Source organism: Gordonia sp. LMA484 (genome assembly GCF_058129505.1).
In genome coordinates, this window is sequence record NZ_CM176700.1 from 5,728,816 (window position 1) to 5,755,707 (window position 26,892).

The window sequence follows — 26,892 nt, forward strand, 5'->3', positions numbered from 1 at the left end:
GTGCGCTCAACGAATTCCCGCCACCAACTCCGGCACGTCGCCGCTGAGCGCTCCCAGGTCCGCGCCCACCGAACTCAACGGGGTCACCGACACATATCCGTCGGCAACCGCAGCGCCATCAGTCCCCGCGAGGAAGCCGGACGACCGCTCCACCCGGCGCAGCACCAGGTCGTCGTCTGTCCGCACGACACGCAACGTGAACATACTCTTGGCGCCGAGATCGACGACCTGAACACCCTGCAGCGCAGCATAATCGAGATCCGGCACATTCACGTTGAGGGTCAGCGGCGCAGTCGAGTCGCCGCGTGCCGTGAACCAATCGACCAAACCTCGGGTCACCTCGGCGGCCGTGTCGAATCGATGTCCGGGGGCGAAACCGGTACTGATCGCGAGTCCGCTGACGCCGGCGACACGGGCGGCCAACACGGCGCCGACGGTACTGGAGAACAACACGGATCGGCCCGTATTGTGCCCGGGGTTGATGCCGCTGACCACCAATTCCGGAGGTGGGCCGAAGGTTCCGGAGCAGAACGCGATCGCGGCGAGCGCGGGCGGGCAATCGAGCGCGAACACCGGCGTGTCACCGAGTTCGTCGATCCGCTTTTCGAACAAGGGGATTCGCGAGCCGTCCTCGATGGTTCCCAGTGAGCTGCCGCTGCCACTGCGCTCGGTCAGGGGCGCGCCGACGGTCACATCATGGCCGTCCGCGAGCAGCGCCCGGGCCACGGCGACCAGGCCAACCGAGTCGTACCCGTCGTCGTTCGTGACCAGTACACGCATCATCGACTCCTCCCGGGCGGAATCGCCCTCACATCGATAGTGACTCACTCGTCACAAGATTGTCCAGCGAACAGATCGCCGTAGAACGCCAAACTGGAGCTGGGTAATGGAAACAGCACGTCAGACCATCTTGACAGAGTGAGGGGCATCACACAATAATGTGACTCAACGTTCGCTAATCAGCGAGCTGTCGGAATGACGAAGATGCGGCACCACCGAACTCACCGCGACACGGAAGGAGGCCGCCAGATGACCGACTGGCCCCTCATGGATGACACCTCGAAGCTCTTCCCGCTGTACTCACGCGCGAATGTCGGTGAGATCTTCCCGGATCCGATCACCCCGCTGAACGCATCGCTGGGGTTCCAACATTGCCTCGAGCCGGGGTGGCGGGATGCCTTCGTCGCGTGCGGAGTCTGGGATTCGGATCTCTACGACGAGACCGTCGACTTCAACATTCTTCCCGCGTTCGGCAGCTACCTGTACATCAACATGTCATTGATGCGGCTGTTCGGTGTCCGGGTACCGGGAATGTCGGCAGAAGCCGTCGACCTTCAGTACTTCGGCGACATGCCGGGCATTCCCAGCTACGAGAGCGAGAAGCGGGACTTCGACGAAAATCCCGAATACGAGGCCAAGGCAGGTGCGTGGCTGGCTGAACAGGTGCTCGGCGCCACCGATCTCGCTGCCTACGACGCCGATCGTGTCGAGGTCGAGGAGGTCCGCCGGACCCGACCGGATCTGGGCACCCTTACCGATGCCCAGCTCATCGACCGGATGCACTCGTTCGAGGTCCTGCTGCGCCGACTCTTCAAGCATCACATCGAGGCCAGCCTCAAGAGTGGGGTCGGGCTGGGCGCCATCGCCCAACTTGCCGAGGCGGTCGGCAAACCCGAGCAGGCGTTGACGCTGGTGGCCGGGCTCGGCAACGTCGACTCTGCCGGCCCGTCACTCGGGATGTGGAAGCTCAGCCGTCTGGCGCAACATCCCGACATCGCGGCCCTGTTCGACTCCGGCACCAAGGGTCTGTACGCGAAGCTCGTGAAGTCGGATTCGTCTGCAGTACAGGAGTTCCGAACCGAGCTGGACCAGTTCCTCGCCGACTGGGATTTCCGCGGGCCTGCAGAGTGGGAGATCCGGGCGATCACCTGGGGCGTGGATCCCGACCTCGCGCTGGCCACCCTCGACCGTATGCGCAGTGTCTCGGAGAGCGAAGCGCCCGAGGCGAAGGCGGCCGAACGGTCCGCACAACGCGACGAGGCGGTAGCGGCCATCCGCGAGATGTTGGCCGCCGACGCAGATGCGTCGGCCCAGTTCGAGGCGGTCCTGAATGCGTCGGCACTATGGATGCGCGGGCGCGAACGGGGCCGGACCACCGCGGCGATGCTGATGCACGAGATCCGTCTGTCCGGACTGGAACTCGGTCGCCGCTATACCGAGAAGGGTGCGCTCGCATCGCCCCGACAGGTGTTCATGTTGTTTGCCTCGGAACTACCCGACTTCATTCAGAACCCGGCGGACTACACGGCCACGGTATCCGAGCGCGAGCGCAGCTACCTCGACCTGTTCGACCGCAAGCCACCGTTCGTCGTCGACGGCACACCGCCGCCGGTGGTGGAATGGGCTCTGCGCTCGGATAGTTCGGCCACCGTGGCGGGTGTAGGGGAGACCATCACCGGCGTGCCGGCCTGCGGCGGAACTGCCAAGGGACGCGCACGGGTGATCACCAGCCCCGACGACCCGTCGGCACTCGAACCCGGCGACATCCTCGTCGCTCCGATCACCGACCCGTCCTGGACACCGCTGTTCGTCGCCGCCGCGGCCGTCGTGGTCGACGTCGGTGCGCCGTTCTCGCACGCCGCGATCGTCAGCCGCGAGCTCGGCATCCCGTGTGTCGTCTCGGCCACCGATGCGACCAAACGAATCACCGACGGCGCGATCGTCGAGGTCGACGGCACGACCGGCACCGTCACCCTCGTCTGAGGCCGATCACGAAGGCGAGGGCCGCGAAGCCTCCGCCGAGCGTGGGGAATCGAAGCCCGGCCGGCCCCGGATGCCCCTGGATCCCGGGGCCGGCCGATCCACCCCACCCGCCGACAGAACCCGAAATCTCGTCGACAGAACCCGATCTGTCGTCGACAGAACCCTCAATCTCGCCGACAGAACCCGAAATCTCGTCGACAGAACCCGATCCGTCGTCGACAGAACCCTCAATCTCGCCGACAGAACCCGATCCGTCGCCGAAAGAACCCTCAATCTCGCCGACAGAACCCGACATTTCGCCGACGGCACCCAGTGTCGGGTGCTCAACCCTGCCACCTAACCGGGAGTTCCGCATGCATGCATCTGACGTCTGCGCCACCTGGCTCGACGACATCCTCCACCGCGACGGGCTGCTGGCCGACACCGTGTCGGTCACCGCCGTCGAGAGCAGCCCGATCGGCACCGGTCAGGTCGCCGACAGCGTGCAGATCCGAGCCACCTATTCCGGACCCACCACGGCCCCTGCGTCATTCGTTGCCAAGCTCAGTTCCGACGACGAGCGGAGTCGGTCGGCCGGACGCACCGAGCTCAACTACCTGCGTGAGGTGCGGTTCTACCAGGAGATCGCCCCGCGCGTCGATGTCCGTGTCCCCTCGTGTCATCATGCCGAGATCGATTCGAACAACACCGAATTCATTCTGTTGCTGGAGGATCTGAGTCCCGCCCGGCAGGGTGACCAACTCATGGGCTGCACTATCGCGGAGACCGAACTCGCGGTCCGTCAGGCTGCTCGACTCCACGCCCCGTTCTGGGGATCGGCCGAATTGGTGGGCAACCCGTGGCTCGACATCTCGGACACCTACTGGGAGCGCTTCGCCGAGATGATGCCGCTCTGGTGGTCAGGATTCCGCGAGCGCTACGCCGACAGACTCGGCAACGACGACCTCGAACTCGGGCAGTCCTTCACCGACAACATCCGCGGTTACTACAACGCACTACGGGCTGCGCCGTTCACCGTGCAGCACGGCGACTTCCGTCCCGACAATGTGCTCTTCGATGCCGCCGGCGGCGACGTCCCGCTCGTCGTCCTGGACTGGCAGACGGTCATCTTCGCGCCCGGCGCCGTCGACATCGCCTACTTCATCGGCGGTGCCCTCGACACCGAGACACGCCGCGCCCACGAAGCCGACCTGATGCGCGCGTACCACGATGAGCTGACCGCGCAGGGCGTCACCGATTACACCGCCGACGATCTGCGGAGCCACTTCGCGGTCGGTACCTTCCAGAACTTTGTGATCGGGGTGGCCGCCGCGATGCTCGTCGCCCGGACCGACCGTGGCGATGACCTGTTCGTCTCGATGGTCGCGAACTCCCTGGCCCACGCGCGAGACCATGGCGCACTCGACGTGATGCTCCAGATCGCCGGGGAGGTGGCCCATGTCTGAGCGCTCCGACATCGGCACCGATCGGCTCGGCTTCTACACATTGGGCGGCCACGTCGAATCGCCACGCGACATGCTCGACGAACTCGCTCTCGCCGAGTCGATGGGCCTCGGCCAGGCGTTCATCTCCGAACGGTTGAATGTCAAAGAGGCGTGCGCACTCTCGGGCGCCGCCGGCGCCACGACGTCGACCATCGGCATCACCACCGCGGCGACCAACATTAACACGCGCCACCCGGCGATCACCGCGGCATTCGCGACGACCATGCATCGACTGACCGGTGGCCGCTTCGCCCTCGGCATCGGCCGCGGCCTGCGCCCCCAGATCGCCGGCCTCGGATTGAGCCAGACAACGACCGAACAGATGGAGGAGTTCGCCCACCTCATGCGACGGTTGTGGCGCGGCGAGGTCATCAGAGACTACGACGGCCCACTCGGGCGCTTCCCGAAGCTGGCCCTGGACCCGACCTTCGACGAGCAGATCCCGCTGTGCACCACGGCCTTCGGGTCACGCACCCTGCAGCTGGCCGGACGCGCATACGACATGGTGGTACTGCACACCTTCTTCTCCGACGACACCACCGCACGGGTCGTCAAGGAGATCCGCAATGCGGCCGAGCAGGCCGGACGCGATCCGGCGGCCGTCAAGGTGTGGTCGTGCTACGCCACGGTGTCCGACGAGATCGACGAGCAGACCTTCCTGAAGAAGACCGTCGGCCGGATTGCAACGTACCTGCAGGTGTACGGAGATCTGCTCGTCGAGACCAACCGTTGGGACCCTGTGGCGCTGGAACGGTTCCGGGCGTCCGACGTCGTGCAGGAACTGCCCGGGTGGGCCGACGCGGTGGGTGACACCGCGACGTTCGACCGGCTGCGCACGGTCGTGCCCGACGAATGGCTCGACTGCGCCGCCACCGGCACCCCCGAACGTTGCGCCGACCTCGTCCGCAACCAGTTCGACCTCGGCGTCGACGGCGTGATCATGCACGGCGCGACGCCTACCGAGCTCGCCTCCACCGTTGCCGCGTTCACCAGACAACCACAGAAAGTATGAGTTCCGCCCATGGTCGAATCACAGATCCGGACACTGCTGCCCGCGGACGCCTTCGCCGACCACACCGTCGTCATCTCCGGCGGAAGTCGTGGCATCGGGCTGGCCATCGCGTGCACCCTGGCCCACCGGGGCGCCAACATCGTGCTGCTCGCCAAGACCGACGCTCCTGACCCGCGGCTCCCCGGAACCATCCACAGCGCGGTCGCCGAGATCGAGAGTGCGGGCGGAAAGGCGATCGGCGTGGTCGGCGACCTGCGCAACGGCGATGACATCCAGCGCGCCGTCGACACCGCCGTCGACCGCTTCGGCGGGATCGACATCTGCATCAACAACGCGAGTGTGCTCAACCAGTCGAAGACCCCGGACCTACCGCTCAAGCGCTTCGATCTCATGCAGAGTGTCAACTCCCGCGGCACCTTCGCCCTCACCCAGGCCTGCCTACCGCATCTGGCCGACTCGGATCGAGGGCGCATCCTGACGCTCTCACCGCCGCTGAACATGTCGCCGGACTGGCTCGGATTGTTCCCGGGTTACATGCTCGCGAAATACGGCATGAGCCTGCTCACCCTCGGCTTCGCGGCCGAGTTCGCCGATCGCGGGATCGCGGCGAACTGTCTGTGGCCGCAGACCACCATCGCCACCGCAGCCGTCCAGAATCTGCTCGGTGGCGCGGAGGGCACCAGACATGCCCGCGATCCGCAGATCATGGCCGACGCGGCGGCGTTCGTCCTCGCGCGGCCGACCTCGGAGACCGGCGAGTGCCTGATCGACGCCGACGTCATCACCGCCGCCGGTGTCCGAGACATCTCGGTCTACGGCGGAGCAGAGCCCGTCGACCTCGACTTCTTCGTCGACGCCTGAGAAGCATTGACCCCAGGAGAACACATGTCCGACAGCCCCACACGTCTCGTCGAGCGGTACCTCTTCGAACTCTACAACGCCCAGAACGGCGACCTCGTGCATGAGATCTGCGGCGAACCCATGGCGCGGCACTCCGCGGGTGAGGTCACAAATCTCACGCGGGCCGAGCAGATCGAGAGGATCACCAAGGATCTCGCCGCTCACGACCCACACTTCACAATCGTCACCCTGGTCGGCGACGACTCGTTCGCCTCGCTCACTTGGAATGCGGAACGACGTGCAACCGGCGAAAAACTCTGCGGCATAGAGATCTTCAAAGCATCCGGCGGCGTCATCACCGACGTCTGGAACTCCAACTACTTCGAAGGGTCATGGTCATGAGCACAGACATCAGCGGAGCCGACCCCTCCGTCGCCCCGGAACCCCGACTGATCGAGGTCGTCGACGACATCGACGACGCATGGATTCAATCGGTTCTGCGCCACTCCGGGATTCCCGATGCGACCGTCACCGGTGTCGCGGTGACCCCGATCGGCGCAGGCAACGTCAGCGACACCGTCCGGGTGGCCGTCGACTACGCCGGCGAACCCGGTGACGCACCACCGGCGTTGGTGGTCAAACTCCGGCCCAGCAACGCCGACGTCCACGCCCACGGACTCCGCAGCGGTGCCTATCATCGCGAGATCGGCGCCTATCGGTCCATCAGTGAGCGACACGCCTGCCGTATCCCGTTGAAGTACTGGGTGACCGGCGATGAGACCACCATCAACCTGGTCATGGAGGACCTCAGCACCTCGTCGACGCCCGGGGATCAGGTGGCCGGCGCAGGCCCCGACGCTGCCGAGGCTGTCATCGTCGAACTGGCCCGCCTGCACTCCGCGTACTTCCCCCTCACCGACGAGACCGCCGATGGCTGGATGATCCGGCTACCCGACGTATGCGACTACTGGTCAGACGCGGCGGGCCGAGGCGCCGCAATCGCTCTGGAGCGCTTCGCCGACGACCTGCCTCCCGAATCGCTGGAGGCGATTCAAGAGGCCACCGACCTGGTACGGGACTGGCATCTCCTCCCGCACCGGCGGCTGACGTTCACCCACGGCGACCCGCGAGTCGACAACGTCCTCTTCGATCAATCCGGTGGCGACATCGCCGCCATAATCATCGACTGGCAGGTCACCGGGCTGCGGAATCCGATGTACGACGTCGGCTACTTCATGTCGGGTAGCGTCGACGTCGCCGATCGCCGCGCCCACGAGCTGCGACTCATCCGGCGGTATGTCGAGGTCTTCGGTGAACGTGCGACCGGCTACGACTTGGCCACCGCCACATCGGATTACCAGATTCAGGTGCTCAGCGGGCTGTACATCTCACTCGCCGCGCTGGACGTCCTCCCGGACAACCCTGTGGTGAATCGGCTGATCCTCGCGTTGCTGGAACGCAACTGTGCCGCGGTCATCGACTGGAGATCGGTTGCAGCGCTGCGCAACGTGACACTCGCCTTGGGCGTGGGGTGACGCCCGCGCATGGAGCTGCTGTTGATCCGCCACGCGCAACCCTTCCATCTCGCCGATCCCGCCGGGGCCGACCCCGATCTCACCCCAGCGGGTGAGGAACAGGCCAAACGACTGGCCCACGCGCTCGCCGACGGTCGTTACGGAACGGTCGGCCGGGTGATCACCAGCCCGATGCGACGGGCCGCGCGGACGACGGCTTTCGTGGCGGAGGCGCTGGGGATCGACGGTGTCGTCGATGAGCGTCTCGCGGAACTCGATCGGGGCTGGACCAGTTATGGGCTGGATCTCGACGCCTATACCGAGCGGCATGCCCTCTGGCGTGACATGAATGCGGGACGCGTCGGCGTCAACTCGTTCAACCCCGCCGCTTTTCGGGCGCGGGTCCTCGCGGGATTCGACGCAGCGATCGACGCTGACGCCGAGGGCGTGGCCGCCGTGGTCTGCCATGGTGGCGTCATCAACGTCTGTCTGGCCGAAGTGATCGGCGCGGCAAGGACATTCTTCACCGACCCGCACTACACGTCGGTGACGCGGATTCGAGCAGACGGGGACGGATACCGCGAAGTGCTGTCGGTCAATGAGGTCGATCATCTGCGGGGGTGATCGTCCGGGCAAGTGGTGGTAGCGAGTGGTCTCGAGACCCTCACGCATCCACCACCGGCTGCCGCAGAATTGTCCGCAGCTTCGCCGGCTCGACGCGGCGCGGATCGCTGAGATAGATCTCGTGATGCTTGCCCGTCATCCGCAGACCGGCATCGGGGATGAACTCGCGGTGGAGGCGTTCGAGGATTCGTGTCTCGTCGTCGTACGAGCCGATGTGCAGTGTCTGGACGCAGCGGCCCTCGGACATGGTGCCCAGGCGCACCTTGCCGAGCGCCGCGGGCCGGTCCTTGGCCGCGACGGCGTCGATCGCGGCGTCGACCATCGGCTGATCGATCCAGTCCGGTGTCATGATCATGACCGTCCAATCCCATTGCGACTTGTCCCGATTGGTGGTGAACGACTCCATGTCGGCGGCCCACCACAAAGCCTCGAGCGGCGGTACGACGTAGTCCCTGTCCAGGTCGTTCTTGCTCGTGAACTTCAGCCGGTAGGCCACCGGGTACAACGCCTGAATGGCTTTGGCGTAGTCCGCCGCCGTGTTCGGGTCCCCGTGGCCGTCCACCATCAGGTACTGCATGGGAGGGATGTCGAGGACCCGGAACTCGTCGTGTTTGGCCTTGTAGGAGTCGAGGGTCTTGAAGTCGGTCTTCATCGGGATATTGTGTGGCGGTCGAGCCCATGTGCGCGCCGATTTCCATCGCCTGGGCCCGATGGTTGATGCGAGCCGGTCAGCGCATCGCGCTCGACACGGCCACGTTTTGTGACCGGCATCACGGCGGACTCCCCGGAACCGAACACAGATGCGGTGCGTCCTATATTGGCGAAACGGATAAACACGTGTGTGAACACTGGCGGGGGCAGATGACGACACCGAACGTGCAGGTCGATCCGGCTGAGTTAGAGGCCGCGGGATCGACGATCGCTGAACTTGGCAGTTCTGTGAAGGGCCTGGGATCGGGCTCATTCAGCTCGCTTGCCAGCTCACTACCAGGTATTCCGAGTCCCAACGGGGCTGCGAGTGGTCTGACGGGGTTCGAGACCTCCGAAGCGATGAGCCACTCTGCTGATGCCGTCAGACAGACCTTGGCAACCATCTCCGGTAGGTGCGAACAGTTCGCGGACGCTCTGCGAACCGGGGCTCATTCGCTCACGTCTGCCGATGTCATCGCGGCACGTCGGCTACGCGCTGTCGGAGACCTGAACAAGGACCCCGACGCCTGAGCTCATGACACAGATGACACGAACCGTGGTCGAACACGCCGACCTGAGCCAACTCGGTGAGCTCGCCGGCTCGCTGACTCCGGTGAGCGATGGCATCAGTCGTGCGGCCGACTCGATCCAGCGGACGATCCACGGGCTGAATTGGCATGGCCAGGCCCGGGCCGATGCGACCGGACGTGCCGACAGCGAGAAGACGCAGATGCACCGGGTCAGCGATGCCGTCGCGACGTTGCGGACCGCACTGACCGATGGGCAGGCTGCCATGACGCCGATGGTCGCCGATCTGAAGTCGTCGGCGCGCAATCTCGAGGCGGCCGGCTATGACGTGGCCGACAACTGGACCGTGACCGACGGGTACAAGTACGGGCTGGCCGAAGCGTTCGCGGCCGGGGACAGCGACGAACAGGCGCGGATCGCCGAGTTGAAGCGACAGCGTGCGGAGGAGGCCAGGAACGCCACGGTCCGGCTGACCCGGCTGGCACACGAGCTCGAAGCAGCCGACACAGCCTGCGCGACCGCCGTTCGGGCAGCAAACGGAGAAATCGGCTCGATCGCACCGGTGGCCGCTGGACTGTTGGGTGGGCAGGCTGCGACAGACCTGCAGGCATTGCGGTCAGGCAGTGCGACCAGCGAGCAGCTCGCACGACTACATGCCGCCACAACCTTGACGCCTGAGCAACTGGAAGCCCTGCGCGAGGGCCGGCCCGCCTACATGTCGCAAGGCCAGTTCGACTACCTCAAATCGTTGATGCGAGGTCTCGACGGTGTGAGTCTGCAAGAGATGGAAGACCTCGATCAGCGCGACCCGGGCGAGCTCGGCGACGCACTTCGGCTGATGTCGATGCCCAACCTACAGACGCTCGCGGGCGAGAGGGGCGGCGTGGGACAGATGCCGGTCGGCGTCCGGACTCTGTTGCAGGACAAGCCGACTCGCATCGACACTGCGGTTGTCGGGCCCACGATCCAGTCGTACCTTGATGTGCCCCGTCTGGATGACTTCCGTTCGCTCAACGGCATCCTGAGCCGCAGCGATCAGGGACTGCGTCTCGGGGCCGACATCGATTGTGGCCTGCTCAAGCAGGCCTCGGAGATCGGTAGCGGGCTCGGACCCCGCGGATCGGGCAACTACTACGGGAGCTACGACCATCGGATCGATGAGGGTGAACTCCGTCAGACCGTTGATGCGATGTTCCACAACGGCTCTGGCGATCACCAAGCGGTGACGGATTTCCTCACCGGCAACAACATGAATGTCACTGTCACCCCCGGCAGTCACTATAACGCCGACAGTCACGTGCTCGACCTGCTGGAGACGAAGTGGGAACCCGACGAGCTCGGCGCGAAGTCGGTGGTGAGTTGGCTAGGTGATTCTGCCGGCAGCGCCGGCCATGAGGGTGTCTTGGCGGGTAGATCGATGTCCGCGCTGGCGGACACGATGGTCAACCACAGCCACGACCTCATGACAATCACTGCGGGGGAACGCACCTACACCACATTCGGACAATTGAATCCGGAGCTGGCCCAGACAATCGCGCGGAGTACGACCCCTTTCATCGGCAACTATTTCGATCTTCCAGACTCGATGCTGGTCAGCTCGCACGCGGATCGTCTCGGGAGTGTTGATGACTTCTCGAAGGTATTCGGCGTGCTGGCCACCGATGGAACTGCCGGCGGCATGCTTGTTCACAGCTCGTCCGCGTGGGAGAACTACATCGGGCATGAGTTCGGTGCTAACCCGGCGCAATCCGGGTTAGGTATTCCAGCTGGTCAACTCCACCGAGCTGTCGAGACTGGTATCGACCAGATGGACCGGACCCTGGGTGAAAATTATCAGTGGAACAATACTGTCGACTACACTCGCCGATCGGATGAGATCGATGGTGTGCTGGGACTTTTGCAGGGGTCCGGAGTCCCGGGTCTGTCCGAGGCCGCCACTATTGCAGGACCGTCGGTCAAGAGCCTGGAACTCGGCCCACCGCCCGGTGATCCTGCAGAAATCAAACCGTGGGACTCACAGGTTCAGAACTATCACGAAACGCATCGCGGGCTGACTGAAGGCTTGCCAAGGACCTACACAATGTTGAAACCGTACCTTGAAGACCATCAGGAGTTAGTCAACCACTCGTGGCACGCTGATGGCGGGTTGCCCATTGACTTCTTTAATGAGAATGGAGATTTGGATTGGGAAAAGGCATCAGCAGATCCAATTCGTTTCCAGAGTTTCTTTGATTTGACCGAACTGGGGGATAAAGAGAACGACTTCACCGACAATGCGGGGGCGCTCGGCGGAGGGCCACGCATCGACTATACCAACCACCCAGAACCGGATGATGCCAGTAGTGGACCTAAATAGATGTGTACGATACATTTTTGCGATCACAATTCCTCTAATTCTTGCGGCAGCGATTGCAGGTTGTGGCAGCCCATCGGAAGGAGATATCAGTCGATCCGCGCCAGCTTCGTCGGATGCCGCCGATGATTCCCGTGCCGGACTCCGTCTGCGCGTAGTTTGGAGTACCGACGGCGCAGTTGATTTGGATGAACCTGTCGCGACCTTCATACGAGCGGCGTACGAGTCGGACTTCATCGCCTCAGTTTCCGGCGACCCAGAATTGGCGTTTCCCGGCTATCTGAATGCGCTACAAGACCAGTCGGCGATGAGTCGTTACGACGACGGGGGCGGCATGTACCTCTGGTATGGATACAACTATCGCACCAAGATAGCTGGGGTTGAGCGGGATGGCTCCGGCGAGCGTGCGCGTGTTTGTCTTATGGAGCGGATTGAGCTGCCGCAATCGATGCAAGCGACTAAGCGAGTCACGGCATCAGGCCCGAGGGTGGTGCTGATCTCCTTTGTTCCTGGCGGGGCAAACCCTCCGGGGTATCAACGCGGGCCGGCGAGCATGCCATCCACGAATGTGTTTGGAGGATGGCGGATCACAAAGATTCAACGTACCTGGAAGGACGGAGACCCGGACAAGCCCAATCCAGTGAAGGAATGTGGCCGAATGGCACCGGCCGCAGACGCGTTGCGTTCGTATCCGGGTTGGCCTTCTCCATAGGCTTGGCCAACGGCCAAGCTCTGCCCCGGTCACTCCCACATCCATCCCCCATACGCCCCGCTCTCCCAGGATCGGCATGTTGCGAGACGACTGATATTCTGTTCCTGTAGAACGGCTCTCGAATTGCTCATCCTCGGACGAGAGCCTGATAGGAAAGCCATTTCGCTGTTCAGCGTTTTCATCGATTCCACACCACTGGGCTACGACAAGATGGCGTTTCAAGAGAACTATTCGGAGGAGAGCGGGGGAACACGAGTTGACCAGAGCGTCCAGGCAGAGCCGGAAGAGGCCGATGGGCCACCTCGCTAGATCGCGTCGAGCGTTCGCGGTCAGTGCTTGTCTGGCAGTGGGATTGGCGACCATGCTCGGTTGCTCCCCGGCGTCACCTTCTGAGAGCCCAAGCCATTCGCCATCGACGCGGCGCCCACACAACTCATTGCCCGAGAACGTACATCTTCGGGTTCGATGGTCCGATAGGGGATCGGTTTCTCTCAGCTCGTCCGATGCAACGTTCATCCGGGGCGTCACCGAATCCGACTTTCTTTCAGAGATGATGTCGAGTGCTGATTTCGGATACCCGGGTTACGCTGCTGCTATATCGGATGATGCGCTGCTCGAGGACTATTCCTCATTCGGCGGTCGGTACTTGAAGCATACTTACGACTACCGTGCCAAGGCTGCAGTGATCGAAGCCCGTGGTGACAACCGGGCTTCTGCCTATGTATGCCTGGCGGGGCGTAGCGGCTTCTCTTCCACCACCTTTCCTCCAACCCTGTCGCCATCATCCCCGCCGACCGGCAGCGAGACCAATCCCGGAGTGATGCTGATCAACTATGTACGGACAGGTGACGCGCCACCTGAAGACCAGCACGGTCCCGCTGATATGCCGCAGGCCAATGTATTTGGCGATTGGATGGTCACAAGTATTCAGCGGTCATGGGCAAAGGAAGATCCGACAAAGCCGGATCCTGGTCAGATGTGTGGTGACTTGGGTGACCTGACTGCGCCGGGACCGTCTTTTCCCGGCTGGCCCGCCGTATCTGGCGAGTAGGAGGACTGGTGACAATCAGTCGGTCGGCGGATCGCGGATTGATCGAGATGACCAGGCGACTCCGAGAAGTGCCGATGCTGCGCCACGTTGATGCAAGACGAGGATTGACGATCGTCGCTGCAGGTGTCTGCTGCGCGCTGTTTCTTGTCGCCTGCGGTGATGGTGAACCGGACCCGTCGGTGGGTAAAGACTCGCCAGTCCAGAGTGAGCCCAACCGCACTGGCCCCGAGAATCTCCGAATGCGTGTCAGATGGTCCGATGACGGCGCGATGCCCTTGGACACATCTGATGCCACGTTCTTGAGAGCCATCTTCGAGTCGGACGCAATTGCGACGATCGAAGGTTCCGCGTCGGCCGGCTTCCCCGGGTACAGTGACGCGCTGGCGGACCCTGATGCAAGGTCGCGCTACGAGGGTAGTGGAAGCCCCGCGAGGAAGCACACGATTGATTACCGGGCGAAGGTCGCGCGTATCGACGAGACCGGAGGCAACACCGCGGCTGCTCTGGTGTGTTCGGCTGGGCGAAATGCTTTTTCCGACAGCGAGTTCCCGCCGATGATCTCCGCGTCCGATCCGCCACACGGAACTGAGGGGAATCCAGGCGTGATGAAGGTGACCTTTGAACGCGGCGAGCAAGCGCCTCCTGAGAACCAGCATGGCTCATCAATAGTGCCTGGCACCAAAGTCTTTGGTGATTGGCAGGTTTCGCTGATACAGCGGACCTGGGCGGCGGACGACCCAGCACGTCCCGATCCTCGACAGCTCTGTGGAAACCTTGGCGATCTGACCGAACCAGGGACTTCACTGCCGGGTTGGAGTCCTGAAAGCGGAGTCTGAGCCATCCCAGATGCTCCCGAGCTCGAGGTGAAAGTTCTGTCGAGGTCGCTGACATCGGAGCGGGCGGCCAGCGGCCCGCAAGCCGGGTACTCTGCTCGCAGCTCTGTCCGGGGTCGGCTGCGGCAGGAGACCGACGCGTGTCAATCCACACACGCCTGGGTACCCCACCCCGATGAACGTCACGCAGATCAGCCCCTATCGACGCCAACTCCTCGCCACTTACCTACGCATGCACCTGATCGGCTCGGCTGCCGGCATCCGGTTGGCCGAACTACTGGCCGGTGATCCGTGGACGGAGGGTGAGCTCGGCGGATTGCCGGAGGAACTCGCCGACGAGGCCACATTCGCCCGACAGTGGGCGGCCTCGGTGAGCGGACTATCCGAGAGGTGGGTGCCCCCGACGTTCGCGGTGACGGCGGCCGCGCGTCGCGTGATCGCGCCGCTCAAGCCCACCCGCGGGCATTTCCGCCGAGTCCTGGCGCTCGAGGCGATGCGGTCGTTGCTGCTGGCCAAGAAGGCGATGTGGGAACTGGGGCTCGCGCTTGACGACGACGTCGTCGACCGTCAGACACGCGAGCAGCTCCGCGCGTACGACGACCATGCCCAACGGCAGGCCGCGACCCTGCAGTCGCTGCACCAACGTGCGTCGTCGGAGATCTTCACCTGACGCGCGAACGCGCACCCCGACATGCCGAACGGCGATGGCCGGCAGTCGCAACGACGATCCCTTCGGCGGACGGGTCGAGTCATCCGCACCTATCCCGGCGCCGTGAACACCTGGAACATCACCTCACGCCGCACGATGAATCCCAGCTGCTCATACAGCCGGATGGCACCGGTGTTGGTGGCGGCCGCGTGCAGGAACGGTGACTCATCGCGCAGTCGAATACCATGTGCGACAGCGTGGATCAGGCGAGTAGCCAATCCCTGACCGCGAAACTCGGGATCGGTGCACACTGCACTGATCTCGGTCCAGCCGGGCAGATGCAGTCGTTCACCGCCCATCGCCACCAGTCGTCCGTCGCGGCGGATGCCGACATAACTGCCGAGTTCGATGGTCCGTGGCCGGAAGGGTCCGGGCTCGGTGCGCCGGACCAGATCCATCATCTCGGGCACGTCGGCGGCGGTGAGCTCCACCGCCTCGTCATCCGGGGCGTCGTCGACGACGTCGGCCACCATCTGAACACCCGGCATGCTCATCGTCACGCCCCAGCCGACCGGCGGGGCGACGGTCACGACGGGCAAGAACATCGAATGGCCGGAACCGACGAGTGTGGCCGCGGCGGCCCAGTCCGCTTCCGTCGGGTCATCGGGGAGGGCCGCCATCGGGCACACATCCGTCTGGTAGCGCACAGCGTTGCCGTATCGCTCCGCGAACACGGCGTGAGGTCCGGTCAGCGCGGCGAGCGCTGGGTTGTCCAGGAAGTCGTGGTCAGGGTGCAGCGAACCGGGTGCTGCTTCGGAATAGCTGGTGACCACGTCCCGACGATACCGATCAGCACCTGCTCCGATCGAGCCAAGTCCGGGTGGTTCCGATAGGTCGCAGGCGGTCGACGGCCTACGCTCGAAGGACATGGCAGACGGAGAGCGAGATGGACACGCGACGGATTCTCACCACAGCGGCAGGGTTACTGGTCACGGTGCTGCTCGCGGGTGGGTGCACGTCGGGTGGCGATTCGGAGCCCGCCGGCCCAGGTCAATCGGGCACTGCGGCAACCAGCGCGGCATCGAGCGTCGCCACCGATATCGCTCCGCTTCCCAGCGCATCCTCATCACTTCCGACCGCCGACTGCACCGACCAGGGGATGAACCCCGCCGACTGGAACACCGCCGAGGACACCGCACCCCCACGAAGCCCAACCACCGACGGGGGCATCGACACCGTGACGCCGAGCGCCGGTGACTGCTTCGACCAGGTGGTCGTGCGAACCGACACCACCTCCGACGTCGGTTTCTCGGCCCGATACGTCCCCCAGGTCACCCAGGACGCCTCCGGCCGGCCGGTCCCGCTGCAGGGCGGGGCGTTCCTGCAGCTCTCTGTCTTCGCTCCGGTTGCCGATCCGAACCTGTTCCGGGGTTCGGGTTCCTCGCCGACGACACCTATGAGACTCTGCGGCAGATCGCTTTCGCCGGCTCGTTCGAGGGTGTAACCACGTTCGGTGTCGGCGTCGATCATCAGGTGCCGTTCGCGGTGGAGTCGCGAACGGCAGACACCGGCGTGACGGAAATCGTTCTGTACCTGGCCCATTGATCGTCGTCGGCATTGGTCAGGGAGCCATGACCACCGCGCGCCGTGAGCAGATCCACCGCCGCGTGAATACGCGACTGATGCGCGGCATCATCGCATCAGCGGCCGAAGGAACTCGCCGGTCATCGCGACGGCCGGCTTCGACGATCCGCCACCCACCACCAGCGCCGCGAACGCGAGGTCGCCAACGATACCGGCGAACCAACCGTGCGGGTGAGAGTTGTCGCCGTACTCGGCGGTTCCGGTCTTGCCTCCGAGGCCCGGGACATCGCGCAGCGCAGTCGCCGTCCCCGACGTCACGGTCTGCCGCATCATCGCGCGCAGGTCGCGGACCACCGCGGCCGGAATCGTCTGCGGTTGGCTGTTCGCCGTGGTCTGTCGTCCGGCGATCAGCGTCGGCGTCACGGTTCTCCCGCGTGCCAGGCTGGCCTCGGCCACCGCGAGCCCGAACGGGCTGACCGTCACAGTGCCCTGACCGATACCATTCTCCACCCGTTGCGCGGCGCCGGCGGCTGTGGTGACCGAGCCGGTGACGGTGGTGATCCCCGGAATCACGTAGTCGACGCCGATCCCGAATTGACGTGCGGCTCTGGGCAACGCGTCGTCGGGAAGGCGGTTGGCGAGTGCACCCATGGTGGTGTTGCAGGACTGGGCGAATGCGGTGGCCAGGGGCACGGTGCCCAGGTCGAAGTCGTTCTCGTTCGGGATCGTACGACCCTCGATGGTGGTGCGACCGGGGCAGGGCAGCGGCGTCTGCGGTCGCACCGCGTCGGCCTCCAGGCCGGATGCGGTGGTGATGGTCTTGAAGGTCGACCCGGGCGGATACAGCCCCGACAGGGCGATGGCCCCGGATCTGTCGGCGGCCTCATTCTGGGCGACCGCGACGATCTCGCCGGTCGATGGCGCGATCGCGACCAGCACCGCAGGCCGACGCTGCGATCGCACCGCCACCTGCGCCTGCTCCTGGATGTCGCGGTCGATGCCGGTGCGGATCGGCACAGTATCCTGTGGTGCCACCTGTTTGATCACATGTGTGGGTGTGCCGGCATCGTCGACGATGCTCACCGACCATCCTGCCGTCCGTGAGATCGATTCTCGCCATGCATCTTCCAGTCCGCTCATGGCGGGGGAGTGCAATGTCTTGGTCGCGCTCAGCAACGCTCCTCGCGCGGAGAGGTCCACGCCGTCGACCCCGGCCAGAGCCGAGTGAACGGTGTCCAGATCCGCACCGCGTAGCCGGATGACGGTCTGCGTGTCCCCTGGGGAAGTCGCGAACTGACGGCGGATGTCGGCGCCGGTCATGCTCGGCTCCACCTCCCGCAGTACCTGCGCGAGTCGGTCGGCGGAATCGAGGTGGGCACGCTGCAGGGTCACCGACGACACCGGTTGCCACGTCATCAAAGGGCGCCCGTTGCGGTCGAGTACCGACGTCCGATAATCCATGTCGTCGCTGTACGACAACGTCTGGCCGTCACGCAGACGGGAGTGCAGTACGCTCGGCGCCCAGCGTACGGCCCACCCGTCGCCGGCTCGCTCGAGACCGACCGTCGTCTGGTAGTCGGCGGTGCGGGTGCCGCGGATGATCCAGTGGTAGTCGATGGTGCCGGTGACCTGTTTGTCGTCGACGATGCGCGGTGACGTCCGCACGGCCGCCCGCGTGCCCATCCCGTCGAACATCGACCGCAGCGCCGTCTCCGCCGCAACTGGATCGGAGGTTTGCGCCGCGGCGGCGTCGATGTCCCGGTGAGCGACGGCATCGGCGAACCGATCGAGCACATCGTCGGGCGAATCCGAACGGAGGAAGCAACCGGTGGCCACGGTTGCGACGACCAGGCAGACCACCAGAACCCTCACCGCACGCGTCATGGGTTGCAGCCAAGCGTGACCGGGCGGGCGACGCAAAGTCCCGACATGCCTCCTGGCGATAGCGAATCGCTATCGCCGCAGGCCATTCGGGATGCTCGGAGCATCCAGCGGCATTCGTAACTCGGTGACCACCGTGTGTGCGACGTCGCCGATGGCGCGGTCGACCGCCGGCAGCGATGGGTCGGCCCGTGCGCTCTTGGTGAACACCGCGACGGCGACGGGATGCTCGTTGGGGAACTCGACGACTCCGATCTCGTTGCGGATCGCCGCCAAGGTGCCGGTCTTGCCGGCCACCACCACGTGCCGGTACGGAAACCCTGCGGCCAGCCGCGCGGTGAGCACCTGCGCGCGCATGGCCGACCGGATGAACTCGCACGACAGTGCCGAAGCGGCACGATCGTCCCAGACCGAGGCGAGCAGGTCAGTGCAGTCGCGCGGGGTCGACGCGCTGGCGTACGCGGCGTCATAGGCGGACACCGACGCCTCGACGTCGGGATCGGTGAGCACCGCGAACGCCTCGGCGACCGTGCTGGTACCGGTCTCGCTCTGCAACCGTTCGTGGACCTCGCGCATACCGCCGACGATCCGGGTGTCCGCGGCACCGAGCTCGGCCAGGTCGGCGAGCACCGCGTCCAGGCCGACGCGATGCAGGATGACGTCGGCGGCCGCATTGTCGGAGACCGTCATCATCGACGTCGCCAGATCGCGCCAGCTCATCTGGACCGGATCACGCAGCAGGCCCAGGCCGGTGGCGCCGGCCGCCCACCTGCGGGGATCGACGCACACGGTGTGACCGAGGTCGATGTCACCACGGTCGGCCATGCGGCACAACGAGATCAGGAGCGGCAGTTTGTACACCGAGGCGAGCACCACCGGGGTGTCGGCGCCGTAGGAGTACTGGAGGTCGGGACGGCCGAGGGTGACCGCGTGCAGCCATCCCGCGCAACCGGCGTCCGCGAAGATCTCCCGTACCGTCCGATCCAGGTGTGCGCGGGCGGTCACGGGCGGGCGCCGGCGGCGTGTTCGGTCAACGCGGCGGTGAGCGTGTCGGCGACCTCGGCGTGCTCGGCGGGACGGTGAATGACAGTGAGTCGCAGCACAGTTGCCTCGGCAGCCACGCTGATGCAGCGAATCTGGCTGACCGCGCTGAGCGTGTCGGGCTGGGTGGTGAGTCCGAACCCGAAGCCGCCGGCCACCGTCGCGGTGAGTTCGGGCTCCGAACTCACTGCTCGCAGAGGCGGATCGAGCCCGAGTTCGCGGAAGCCGTCGACCAGTTGGTCGTGCGCGGGTGGGTTCCAGGAGCGCGGCGGATGGCAGAACGTCAACCCCTCGAGTTGTCGCAGCCGGGGGCGTGTCGACGATACGGTCGGGTCGTCGGCCGGCAGCATCACCTGTCGGGCGACGCGCACGACCGGCCCGGTCGCCAATGTGCCGGTGACACAAGGATGGTCGACGACGGCCACATCGAGGCCGCCGGCGAGCACCTGATCGACCAGCGACGTCGCGGGCGCCGCGATCATGTCCTGACTGGGGGCCACCGCGCCGATCTCCCGTGCACAGCGCGCGGCGGCGGCGCCACCCAGCTGCGGGACGACGCCCCAACGCAGCACCTCGGAACGCTCGGCCAGCCGACGGGCCTCGCCGGTGAAGCGTGTCGCATCGTCGACGAGGAGCCGTGCGCGAGGCAGGAGTTCGCGGCCCGCGGTGGTGAGGTCCGCCCCGCGGGAGGTCCGGCGGATCAGCTCCACGCCGAGTTCACGTTCGAGACGTCGCAGTCCCTGCGACACCGGCGGCTGGGTCATCTCCAGACGTGCCGCGGCATCACCGAAGTGGCCTTCTTCGGCGACGGCGACGAAGAAGCTGAGGTGACGGATGAGGTCCACCGCGTCAGAATGGCACAGCAGCGCCGACCAGCCGCGCGCACCGGACTGCCGCGTGTCCTGCGAGCTCAGCTCGGCGGGTCGTCGGGATTCGGTCCGATGTCGGTGCGCCACTGCCCGGTGATCTCGTCCACCTTCGCGCCCGTGGTCGGTGCGAATCGTGAGTCGTCGAACCGAGGCTTGCCGTCGACCTGCAGGTGATAACGCGCGAGCTGGTCACGCACAGGATCTTTCATCTCGGCGAAGATCAACGTGATGTCATGGGTGGTCAGGTAGTCGTCGAGTTCGACGATCTCGTCGACGGCGGTCGCATCGATCTCGGTGATCGGCTCGGCCGCCAAGATCACCGTGTGTACCTCCCGGCCCTCGTGGTGGGCCTTGCGGACCTCGCCGCGCACGTAGTCGTCGAACATGCCGCCATTGGCGAAGAACAACGGTGCGTCGAAGCGCAGGATCAGGACCCCCTCGATCCGCTTCGCCTGGGGATACCGGGTGACGTCGTGATAGCCGCGCAGGCCGGGGATACGCCCGAGTTCGGTACGGTACGGCCGCCAGGCCTGATTGATGAAGGCGATGAACGACAAGCCGATGGCCACCAGGATGCCCTGCAGCACGCCGATGGCGGCGACGCCCAGGAACGCCGCGATCGACAACCATGCCTCGATCGGGTTGGCCCGGAACAATGCCGCGACACTGTGCACGTCGATGAGCGACAGCACCGCCGAGATCACCACCGCCGCCAGCGCGGCCGACGGCAGGTATGCGGTCACCCCCGGCGCGGCGAAGATGAACACCACGATCAGTACCGCGCCGATCAGCGGGGCGAGTTGTGTGCGCGCACCGGACTGTTCGGCGACCGGGGTGCGGGACGAGGACGCCGAGATGGCGAATCCGCTCAGGAATCCGGTGGCGATGTTGGCGGTCCCGATCGCGGCCATCTCCTTGTTCCCGTTCACCGAGGTACCGGCCCGGGCGGCGAACGTGCGCGACAGCACGCTGGTGTCGGCAAAGGCGATGAGTGCGATGCCGACCGCCGGTCCCGCGAGGTTGACGGCGTCGTCAAAGGTGATGCCGCCGAGCGCCGGTGTCGGGAATCCGCGCGGCATCGCGCCGGCCACCGGCATGTCGTCGCTCCAGCCGAAGACCGCGACCACGACGATCGCGCCGACCACCGCGATCAGCACACCCGGAATCGTCTTGCGCCACAGCTTGAGCCCCAGGATGACCGCCAAGCAGACCAATCCAATGGCGGTGGGCAGCCATTCGATCTCACCATTGGCGATGCCCTTCACGATGTCGACGGCCTCGCCGATCACCGAGTCGCTCTCGATGCTGAACCCGAGGAGTTTGGGGATCTGGTCGAGCAGCACCACCAGCGCAATGCCGTTGAGGTAGCCGATCCGGATAGGTTTGGACAGCAGATCGGTGACGAACCCGAGCCGCAACAACGCACCGAGAATGAGGACCGCACCGACCTCGATGGACAGCAACCCCGCCAGCGCGATGCGTTCGTCGTCGAAGGCGGCCAACGGGATGATGGCGGCCGCGATGATCGGCGCCAACGAGGAGTCCGGCCCGAGGACCAGGATGCGCGACGGCCCGACGAGTGCGTACACGACCAGCGGGACGATCGTCGCATACAGACCCGTGACCGGGGGCAGACCCGCCACCTCGGCGTAGCCCATGCCCGCCGGGATCAGCAATGCGGTGAGTACGATGCCGGCGACGATGTCGCCGCGCAGCCAACTCCGGTCGTACGAGCGCAGGGTGCCGAGTCCGGGGAGGAACCGGGCGAAACCGGTGGGCGGGGCCGCTTCGGGCATGCAGAGATTAGATCACTTCGCGTAGGTCGCGGCGGCGGATACGGCGGCGGTTTGCCGCGGCGGTACGGGCCGAAGCCATTGCCTGAACTGGCTGCGCGCCGACTGGTGGTCACGATTGTCCCCGTGGGTGACGTCTGAGGGAAATATCCCTCGGACGTCACGCTGGGGGACGATTGTCGCCACTGCGGGAAACCAGTCATGGATGAATGGAAACCACAGCACCTGTCTCAGCTGGGCGAGCTGCCGATGACCGGATGGGATCACGATCGTCCGGGACACTGATGGGTATGGCCGATGATGAGGAGCCACACACCGGACTCGGCGACCGCGACAGCCGCGAGCGTGTCCTGATGATCGTGCTCGCGGTGGTCGGGGTGGTCATCACGCTCGTCCTGTCGACCCTGCCGATCGTCGCGGGCGTACCCCACAGCCCGCTGTTCGCGGGGATCGTCGGTGCGCTCAACCTCGCCGGGTACGCCTCGATCGTGTTGGTCGCGGCACAACCGCCCCTGCGGTCGGGGCTGGTCCGCCGTATCGCCTGGACCGTCGTCTGCATCTCGATCATCGCCGCGATCTGGGCGGTGACCGGCATGGAGGCGGGTGGCCCGAGCTTCCTTCTGGCCATGTCAGGGTTGATGGCCGCGGTGATCCTCGGCGTCGAACGAATCATCAGGAGTTCGAGATAACGCCATCGCGCCAGCAGAGTGGTTGCGTTAGCACAGATTCCGTCCGGCTGTAGTCGAATCATGTTCCTGCGTAAGCGCCATACACGGTGGTCTGGTCGACGAGCAAGCTGCGAGCGCGATTTGCACTGAATGCCCGAAATGGGGTGCAAAGGTGTCGGTGTGGCAAATGGGACTCGGCCGGGTCACAAACCGGACGCAATCGTGTGCGGAACTAAGCACATGATTATCGTGAGATGAGAACCGACTGACAAGTGCCGGTCACCGGAACAACCGACGCCGTTCCCGCCCCTGATGTGTGTGCGGACGGCCACCCCGGCATGTCCGGGGTTGGAAAGGGAGACGTTGACGACTCCAGCCCAGAGTGAAACCTCGATAGCCGACGCCGCGCCGGGCGCGCCGGCCGTCCGTGCCGAACATGTCTACAAGGTGTTCGGGCGACGCGAGGACGAGATGGTCCGCCGCATCGAACAGGGCGAGGACCCTGCCGACCTCGGGTCGCTGGGAACCGCGGCCGTCATCGATGCCAGCTTCGAGGTCGCACCGGGTGAGATCTTCGTCGTCATGGGGCTGTCGGGGTCGGGTAAGTCGACGCTGATCCGCACCCTCAACGGGTTGTGGACGCCGTCGGCGGGCCATGTCTTCGTCGGTGACCTCGACGTCGCGGCGGTGTCGGAGAAGCAGCTGCGTGAGATCCGCCGCACCAAGATCTCGATGGTCTTCCAGCATTTCGCGCTGCTGCCGCACCGCTCGGTGCGCGACAACGCGGCCTACGCGCTCAAGGAGCAGGGGGTCGACAAGAAGACCCGCCTGGAACGCGCCGATCACTGGTTGCACATGGTGGGACTGAAGGGGTGGGGAGACCGCTATCCCAGCCAGCTCTCCGGCGGCATGCAGCAGCGTGTGGGTCTGGCCCGCGCGTTGGCGGCCGAAACCGACATCCTGCTGATGGACGAGGCGTTCTCCGCGCTGGACCCGCTGATCCGCCGGGAGATGCAGGACCAGCTGATCGAGCTGCAGTCCAGCCTGGGCAAGACGATCGTGTTCATCACCCACGACCTGAACGAGGCCATGTACGTCGGCGATCGGATCGCCGTGATGCGCTCGGGACGGATCGTGCAGATCGGCACCGCCGAGCAGATCCTCACCGAGCCGGCCAACGATTACGTCGCGAAGTTCACCGCCGAGGTGGATCGTTCCCGCGTGCTGACCGCCGGCTCGGTGATGGAACCTGCCGCCGCCGTCGTCGAGCTGGACGCCGGCCCGCGCGGTGCGGTCGACGTCATGCGGCAGCATCAGACGGCCGGGGTATTGGTGGTCGACGGTGATCGCAAGCTCGTCGGCTATGTCACCGACGACGATGCGGTCGCCGCGGCAGCATCGGACGCGGGCGATCTGTCGGCGCTGGCCCGGCGCGACGACCTCATCTCGGTCACCGAGTCCACCCCGATCGCGGAGCTGTTCGCGCCGTCGGCCCAGTCGCCGGTACCGCTGGCCGTCACCGACGACGATGGACACCTGCGCGGCGTCGTGCCGCGGGTGGCATTGCTGACATCGATGGCGCCGCCGGACGAGCCCGACCACACCGAACCCACCGAGGTCGCCCCGCCCCCGGAGGATGCCGGCCAGAACGGGGAGGACGCGCGATGAGCAACTTCGATCCCGTCAATCCCCGTATCAACCTCGGCGACTGGGTGGAGAGCGCCTTCGACTGGCTCACCGTGCACGTCTCGTGGCTGTTCGACGCGATCAAGACGTTCATCACCAACTTCTACGACGTTCTCAACAACGCACTGTCGAGCCCGCCGTACTACGTGATGATCCTGATCTTCGCCGGGCTGGCACTGCTCGCGGGCGGACTGCGGCACGGCTGGAAGCTGGCATTGTTCGCCGTCATCGGGTTCTACTTCATCCGCGCGTTCAACCAGTGGAACAACGCGATGGCCACCATCGCGTTGGTGCTGGTGGCGGTGATCATCGCGTTGGCCTTCGCGATTCCCATCGGCATTCTCGCCGCGAAGAACCGCGTGGTGTCGGCGATCGTGCGGCCGGTGCTCGACCTCATGCAGACGATGCCCGGCCTGGTCTACCTGGTTCCGGTGATCATCGTGTTCAGCATCGGGCCCACCCCCGGCGTCGTGTCGACCATCATCTTCGCGATGCCGCCCGGTATCCGGTTGACCGAGTTGGCGATCCGGCAGGTCGACCCCGAGGTGGTGGAGGCCGGACAGGCATTCGGGTCGAGCCCGTGGCGCATCCTGCGCCAGATCCAGATCCCACTCGCGATGCCGACGATCATGGCCGGCGTCAACCAGGTGATCATGCTCGCGCTGTCGATGGTCGTCATCGCCGGGTTCGCCGGTGCCGGCGGCCTCGGTGGTCAGGTCAACCAGTCGCTCCAGACCCTCGACCTGGCGCTCGGCGCCGAGGCGGGTCTTTCGGTGGTGATCATCGCCGTCTACATGGATCGGCTCAGCGCCGCGATCGGTAACCGGGGAAGGGTGGGCTCCATGCAGCAGTGACCGGCGCCATCGCCGAACAACGGAATTCGAGGAGATTGAGGGAGTCGAGATGAAGCGGAAACTAGGGGCGATCGTAGCGGCGCTCAGCGTCAGCGCGCTGGTGCTCAGCGCTTGTGGCGCATCGAATTCGAATGAGAGCAGCAGTGGTGATTCCGGTGGTGGCGGCAACGACCTCGCCAGCCAGTACTCGGACTGCTCACTGACCGACGGCGTGGCCGACGCGAGCGGGAAGTCGGAGGGCAACACCGACATCATCATCGGTGCCTTCAGCGGATGGGACGAGTCGACGGCCACCGCCTATCTGATGAAGAACGTGCTCGCCGACAACGGGTACAACGCCCAGGTCAAGACGCTCGATGCGGCAGCGGCGTTCACGGCGACCGCCAACGGCGACGTCGACGTGCTCACCGACGTCTGGTTGCCGACCACCCACAAGACCTATATCGACAAGTACGGGCCCCAGATGGAGGCGCTCGGCTGCTGGTATGACAGTGCGAAACTGACCATCGCGGTGAACGATTCGTCGCCGGCCAAGTCGATCGGCGATCTCAAGTCGATGGGCGGCGACTACAACAACACCCTCGTCGGCATCGAACCCGGCGCTGGTGAGACGGGCGTGGTCAAGAACACCATGATCCCCGACTACGAGCTGCAGAACCTCACCTTCCGCACGTCGTCGACCGCCGCCATGCTCGCCTCGCTGAAGAGCGCGGAGGCCAGCAACTCGAACATCGCGGTGACACTGTGGAAGCCGCACTGGGCCTACGCCGCCTTCGACATCCGCGACCTCGAGGACCCGAAGGGTGCCATGGGCGGTACCGAGGGGATCTGGAACTTCGGCACGAAGGGCTTCGGTGACGCGTCGCCGAAGGCCGCGCAGATGTTCAACAACCTGATCCTGCCGGATTCGGATCTGTCCCAGCTCGAGGACCTGATGACCCAGAAGTATGGCGGCACCAACCCGGATGCGGCCGTCGTCGAGTGGCTCAACCAGCACCCCGACTTCGCCAATCAGCTCATGAGTGGCGAGTTGAAGTAGGTACTCCGGTCCCTGGGGAGTGAGCTTGCGCGTCACCCCGGTTCCTGAGGAGCGAGGTTGCGTGTCACCCCGGTTCCTGAGGAGCGAGGTTGCGTGTCACCCCGGTTCCTGAGGAGCGAGGTTGCGTGTCACCCCGGTTCCTGAGGAGCGAGGTTGCGTGTCACCCCGGTCCCTGAGGAGCGAGCGTGCGCGTCACCCCGGTCCCTGAGGAGCGAGCGTGCGAGCGTCACGAAGGGCCGCCCCGGACGATGTCCGGGGCGGCACCTTTGTCGGGGGCGGGCTCACCGAACCCTGTGCCGACAGCCCACATCGCGGAATGTTGCGGTGCCGCAGAACGTTGAAACCCCATGTAAGAGACGGCTTTGGAGTGATGCGGACCACATGGGCGCGTTGCCAGAGTCAGGCGGCACCGGGGCAGCCATTT

Annotated in this window: 24 protein-coding genes; 17 read left to right on the top strand and 7 right to left on the bottom strand. The window is 65.2% G+C overall.

Annotated elements, in window-relative coordinates; all coding sequences use genetic code 11:
• Nucleotides 1-6: 6 nt before the first annotated feature.
• Nucleotides 7-780, bottom strand: a complete 774-nt coding sequence (gene surE / locus AC4AMJ_RS25425) for a 5'/3'-nucleotidase SurE (protein ID WP_489915515.1) — start codon at nucleotides 778-780, stop codon at nucleotides 7-9.
• Between the two features lie 249 nt (nucleotides 781-1,029).
• Between surE and AC4AMJ_RS25430 the strand changes: the two genes are divergently transcribed.
• From AC4AMJ_RS25430 to AC4AMJ_RS25460, 7 genes are all read left to right on the top strand, one after another.
• On the top strand, nucleotides 1,030-2,763 hold the full coding sequence (locus AC4AMJ_RS25430; protein WP_489898413.1) for a PEP-utilizing enzyme: 1,734 nt from the start codon (nucleotides 1,030-1,032) through the stop codon (nucleotides 2,761-2,763).
• A gap of 353 nt (nucleotides 2,764-3,116) precedes the next feature.
• Nucleotides 3,117-4,208, top strand: coding sequence for a phosphotransferase (locus AC4AMJ_RS25435; protein ID WP_489915517.1), 1,092 nt, complete (start codon nucleotides 3,117-3,119; stop codon nucleotides 4,206-4,208).
• Nucleotides 4,201-5,259, top strand: a complete 1,059-nt coding sequence (locus tag AC4AMJ_RS25440; protein WP_489915519.1) for a TIGR03857 family LLM class F420-dependent oxidoreductase — start codon at nucleotides 4,201-4,203, stop codon at nucleotides 5,257-5,259. Before AC4AMJ_RS25435 ends, AC4AMJ_RS25440 begins: the two co-directional genes overlap by 8 nt.
• Nucleotides 5,260-5,268: 9 nt before the next feature.
• Nucleotides 5,269-6,120 carry an SDR family oxidoreductase gene (locus AC4AMJ_RS25445; RefSeq protein ID WP_489898410.1) on the top strand — a complete coding sequence of 284 codons (852 nt, stop codon included), beginning with the start codon at nucleotides 5,269-5,271 and terminating at the stop codon, nucleotides 6,118-6,120.
• Nucleotides 6,121-6,144: 24 nt separating this feature from the next.
• Nucleotides 6,145-6,501: a hypothetical protein gene (locus AC4AMJ_RS25450; RefSeq protein WP_489915521.1), complete on the top strand. Its 357-nt coding sequence runs from the start codon at nucleotides 6,145-6,147 to the stop codon at nucleotides 6,499-6,501.
• Entirely contained in the window at nucleotides 6,498-7,634 is a 1,137-nt protein-coding gene (locus tag AC4AMJ_RS25455; RefSeq protein WP_489915523.1) for a phosphotransferase family protein, read from the top strand. The genes AC4AMJ_RS25450 and AC4AMJ_RS25455 overlap by 4 nt, the downstream gene beginning before the upstream one ends.
• Nucleotides 7,635-7,643: 9 nt before the next feature.
• Complete coding sequence (locus AC4AMJ_RS25460) at nucleotides 7,644-8,237, top strand: histidine phosphatase family protein (protein ID WP_489915525.1); 594 nt, start codon at nucleotides 7,644-7,646, stop codon at nucleotides 8,235-8,237.
• Between the two features lie 40 nt (nucleotides 8,238-8,277).
• On the opposite strand, the gene AC4AMJ_RS25465 is transcribed toward AC4AMJ_RS25460, so the two are convergent.
• A complete protein-coding gene (locus AC4AMJ_RS25465) occupies nucleotides 8,278-8,895 on the bottom strand; it encodes a GyrI-like domain-containing protein (protein WP_489918512.1) in 618 nt (205 codons plus the stop codon).
• A gap of 576 nt (nucleotides 8,896-9,471) precedes the next feature.
• Here AC4AMJ_RS25465 and AC4AMJ_RS25470 point away from each other — a divergent pair.
• The 4 genes from AC4AMJ_RS25470 to AC4AMJ_RS25485 all read left to right on the top strand — a co-directional run bounded on the left by AC4AMJ_RS25470 (nucleotide 9,472) and on the right by AC4AMJ_RS25485 (nucleotide 15,074).
• Nucleotides 9,472-11,811, top strand: a complete 2,340-nt coding sequence (locus AC4AMJ_RS25470) for a TPR repeat domain-containing protein (RefSeq protein WP_489915527.1) — start codon at nucleotides 9,472-9,474, stop codon at nucleotides 11,809-11,811.
• Between the two features lie 1,259 nt (nucleotides 11,812-13,070).
• Nucleotides 13,071-13,571 (top strand): hypothetical protein, encoded by a 501-nt coding sequence (locus AC4AMJ_RS25475; RefSeq protein WP_489915529.1) that lies wholly within the window; start codon nucleotides 13,071-13,073, stop codon nucleotides 13,569-13,571.
• Between the two features lie 8 nt (nucleotides 13,572-13,579).
• Entirely contained in the window at nucleotides 13,580-14,407 is an 828-nt protein-coding gene (locus AC4AMJ_RS25480) for a hypothetical protein (RefSeq protein ID WP_489915531.1), read from the top strand.
• A gap of 172 nt (nucleotides 14,408-14,579) precedes the next feature.
• Complete coding sequence (locus AC4AMJ_RS25485; protein WP_489915533.1) at nucleotides 14,580-15,074, top strand: hypothetical protein; 495 nt, start codon at nucleotides 14,580-14,582, stop codon at nucleotides 15,072-15,074.
• An 89-nt stretch (nucleotides 15,075-15,163) separates the two neighbouring features.
• Here the strand turns inward: AC4AMJ_RS25485 and AC4AMJ_RS25490 are convergent, their stop codons facing one another.
• The gene (locus AC4AMJ_RS25490; RefSeq protein ID WP_489915535.1) at nucleotides 15,164-15,886 is read right to left on the bottom strand and encodes a GNAT family N-acetyltransferase; all 723 of its coding nucleotides are present in this window, start codon (nucleotides 15,884-15,886) and stop codon (nucleotides 15,164-15,166) included.
• Between the two features lie 326 nt (nucleotides 15,887-16,212).
• On the opposite strand from AC4AMJ_RS25490, the gene AC4AMJ_RS25495 reads away from it, so the two are divergent.
• Together AC4AMJ_RS25495 and AC4AMJ_RS25500 are read left to right on the top strand one after the other, a co-directional pair.
• Nucleotides 16,213-16,557: an AMIN-like domain-containing (lipo)protein gene (locus tag AC4AMJ_RS25495; RefSeq protein WP_489918513.1), complete on the top strand. Its 345-nt coding sequence runs from the start codon at nucleotides 16,213-16,215 to the stop codon at nucleotides 16,555-16,557.
• Nucleotides 16,527-16,658 carry an AMIN-like domain-containing (lipo)protein gene (locus tag AC4AMJ_RS25500; protein ID WP_489918514.1) on the top strand — a complete coding sequence of 44 codons (132 nt, stop codon included), beginning with the start codon at nucleotides 16,527-16,529 and terminating at the stop codon, nucleotides 16,656-16,658. The genes AC4AMJ_RS25495 and AC4AMJ_RS25500 overlap by 31 nt, the downstream gene beginning before the upstream one ends.
• A gap of 87 nt (nucleotides 16,659-16,745) precedes the next feature.
• Here the strand turns inward: AC4AMJ_RS25500 and AC4AMJ_RS25505 are convergent, their stop codons facing one another.
• The 4 genes from AC4AMJ_RS25505 to AC4AMJ_RS25520 all read right to left on the bottom strand — a co-directional run bounded on the left by AC4AMJ_RS25505 (nucleotide 16,746) and on the right by AC4AMJ_RS25520 (nucleotide 22,224).
• Nucleotides 16,746-18,521 carry a penicillin-binding transpeptidase domain-containing protein gene (locus AC4AMJ_RS25505; protein ID WP_489915537.1) on the bottom strand — a complete coding sequence of 592 codons (1,776 nt, stop codon included), beginning with the start codon at nucleotides 18,519-18,521 and terminating at the stop codon, nucleotides 16,746-16,748.
• Between the two features lie 69 nt (nucleotides 18,522-18,590).
• Entirely contained in the window at nucleotides 18,591-19,523 is a 933-nt protein-coding gene (locus AC4AMJ_RS25510; RefSeq protein WP_489915539.1) for a serine hydrolase, read from the bottom strand.
• On the bottom strand, nucleotides 19,520-20,404 hold the full coding sequence (locus AC4AMJ_RS25515) for a LysR family transcriptional regulator (protein ID WP_489915541.1): 885 nt from the start codon (nucleotides 20,402-20,404) through the stop codon (nucleotides 19,520-19,522). The genes AC4AMJ_RS25510 and AC4AMJ_RS25515 overlap by 4 nt, the downstream gene beginning before the upstream one ends.
• Nucleotides 20,405-20,469: 65 nt before the next feature.
• Nucleotides 20,470-22,224 carry a SulP family inorganic anion transporter gene (locus tag AC4AMJ_RS25520; RefSeq protein WP_489898397.1) on the bottom strand — a complete coding sequence of 585 codons (1,755 nt, stop codon included), beginning with the start codon at nucleotides 22,222-22,224 and terminating at the stop codon, nucleotides 20,470-20,472.
• 287 nt (nucleotides 22,225-22,511) lie between these two features.
• On the opposite strand from AC4AMJ_RS25520, the gene AC4AMJ_RS25525 reads away from it, so the two are divergent.
• From AC4AMJ_RS25525 to AC4AMJ_RS25540, 4 genes are all read left to right on the top strand, one after another.
• Nucleotides 22,512-22,910, top strand: coding sequence for a hypothetical protein (locus tag AC4AMJ_RS25525; RefSeq protein ID WP_489915543.1), 399 nt, complete (start codon nucleotides 22,512-22,514; stop codon nucleotides 22,908-22,910).
• Between the two features lie 342 nt (nucleotides 22,911-23,252).
• Entirely contained in the window at nucleotides 23,253-24,557 is a 1,305-nt protein-coding gene (locus AC4AMJ_RS25530; protein ID WP_489915545.1) for a quaternary amine ABC transporter ATP-binding protein, read from the top strand.
• Complete coding sequence (locus AC4AMJ_RS25535) at nucleotides 24,554-25,429, top strand: ABC transporter permease (RefSeq protein WP_489898394.1); 876 nt, start codon at nucleotides 24,554-24,556, stop codon at nucleotides 25,427-25,429. The genes AC4AMJ_RS25530 and AC4AMJ_RS25535 overlap by 4 nt, the downstream gene beginning before the upstream one ends.
• Nucleotides 25,430-25,478: 49 nt before the next feature.
• Entirely contained in the window at nucleotides 25,479-26,468 is a 990-nt protein-coding gene (locus AC4AMJ_RS25540) for a glycine betaine ABC transporter substrate-binding protein (RefSeq protein ID WP_489898393.1), read from the top strand.
• Nucleotides 26,469-26,892: the final 424 nt, after the last annotated feature.

Bases quoted from the DNA above. Each gene is read 5' to 3' on its own strand.
- AC4AMJ_RS25475 (WP_489915529.1), top strand. From the start codon at position 13,071: ATGATGTCGAGTGCTGATTTCGGATACCCGGGTTACGCTGCTGCTATA.
- AC4AMJ_RS25525 (WP_489915543.1), top strand. From the start codon at position 22,512: ATGGCCGATGATGAGGAGCCACACACCGGACTCGGCGACCGCGACAGC.
- AC4AMJ_RS25505 (WP_489915537.1), bottom strand. From the start codon at position 18,521: ATGACGCGTGCGGTGAGGGTTCTGGTGGTCTGCCTGGTCGTCGCAACC.
- AC4AMJ_RS25535 (WP_489898394.1), top strand. From the start codon at position 24,554: ATGAGCAACTTCGATCCCGTCAATCCCCGTATCAACCTCGGCGACTGG.
- AC4AMJ_RS25495 (WP_489918513.1), top strand. From the start codon at position 16,213: ATGAACCCCGCCGACTGGAACACCGCCGAGGACACCGCACCCCCACGA.
- AC4AMJ_RS25520 (WP_489898397.1), bottom strand. From the start codon at position 22,224: ATGCCCGAAGCGGCCCCGCCCACCGGTTTCGCCCGGTTCCTCCCCGGA.
- AC4AMJ_RS25460 (WP_489915525.1), top strand. From the start codon at position 7,644: ATGGAGCTGCTGTTGATCCGCCACGCGCAACCCTTCCATCTCGCCGAT.
- AC4AMJ_RS25445 (WP_489898410.1), top strand. From the start codon at position 5,269: ATGGTCGAATCACAGATCCGGACACTGCTGCCCGCGGACGCCTTCGCC.
- surE (WP_489915515.1), bottom strand. From the start codon at position 780: ATGCGTGTACTGGTCACGAACGACGACGGGTACGACTCGGTTGGCCTG.
- AC4AMJ_RS25455 (WP_489915523.1), top strand. From the start codon at position 6,498: ATGAGCACAGACATCAGCGGAGCCGACCCCTCCGTCGCCCCGGAACCC.
- AC4AMJ_RS25440 (WP_489915519.1), top strand. From the start codon at position 4,201: ATGTCTGAGCGCTCCGACATCGGCACCGATCGGCTCGGCTTCTACACA.
- AC4AMJ_RS25540 (WP_489898393.1), top strand. From the start codon at position 25,479: ATGAAGCGGAAACTAGGGGCGATCGTAGCGGCGCTCAGCGTCAGCGCG.
- AC4AMJ_RS25450 (WP_489915521.1), top strand. From the start codon at position 6,145: ATGTCCGACAGCCCCACACGTCTCGTCGAGCGGTACCTCTTCGAACTC.
- AC4AMJ_RS25470 (WP_489915527.1), top strand. From the start codon at position 9,472: ATGACACGAACCGTGGTCGAACACGCCGACCTGAGCCAACTCGGTGAG.
- AC4AMJ_RS25430 (WP_489898413.1), top strand. From the start codon at position 1,030: ATGACCGACTGGCCCCTCATGGATGACACCTCGAAGCTCTTCCCGCTG.
- AC4AMJ_RS25435 (WP_489915517.1), top strand. From the start codon at position 3,117: ATGCATGCATCTGACGTCTGCGCCACCTGGCTCGACGACATCCTCCAC.
- AC4AMJ_RS25485 (WP_489915533.1), top strand. From the start codon at position 14,580: ATGAACGTCACGCAGATCAGCCCCTATCGACGCCAACTCCTCGCCACT.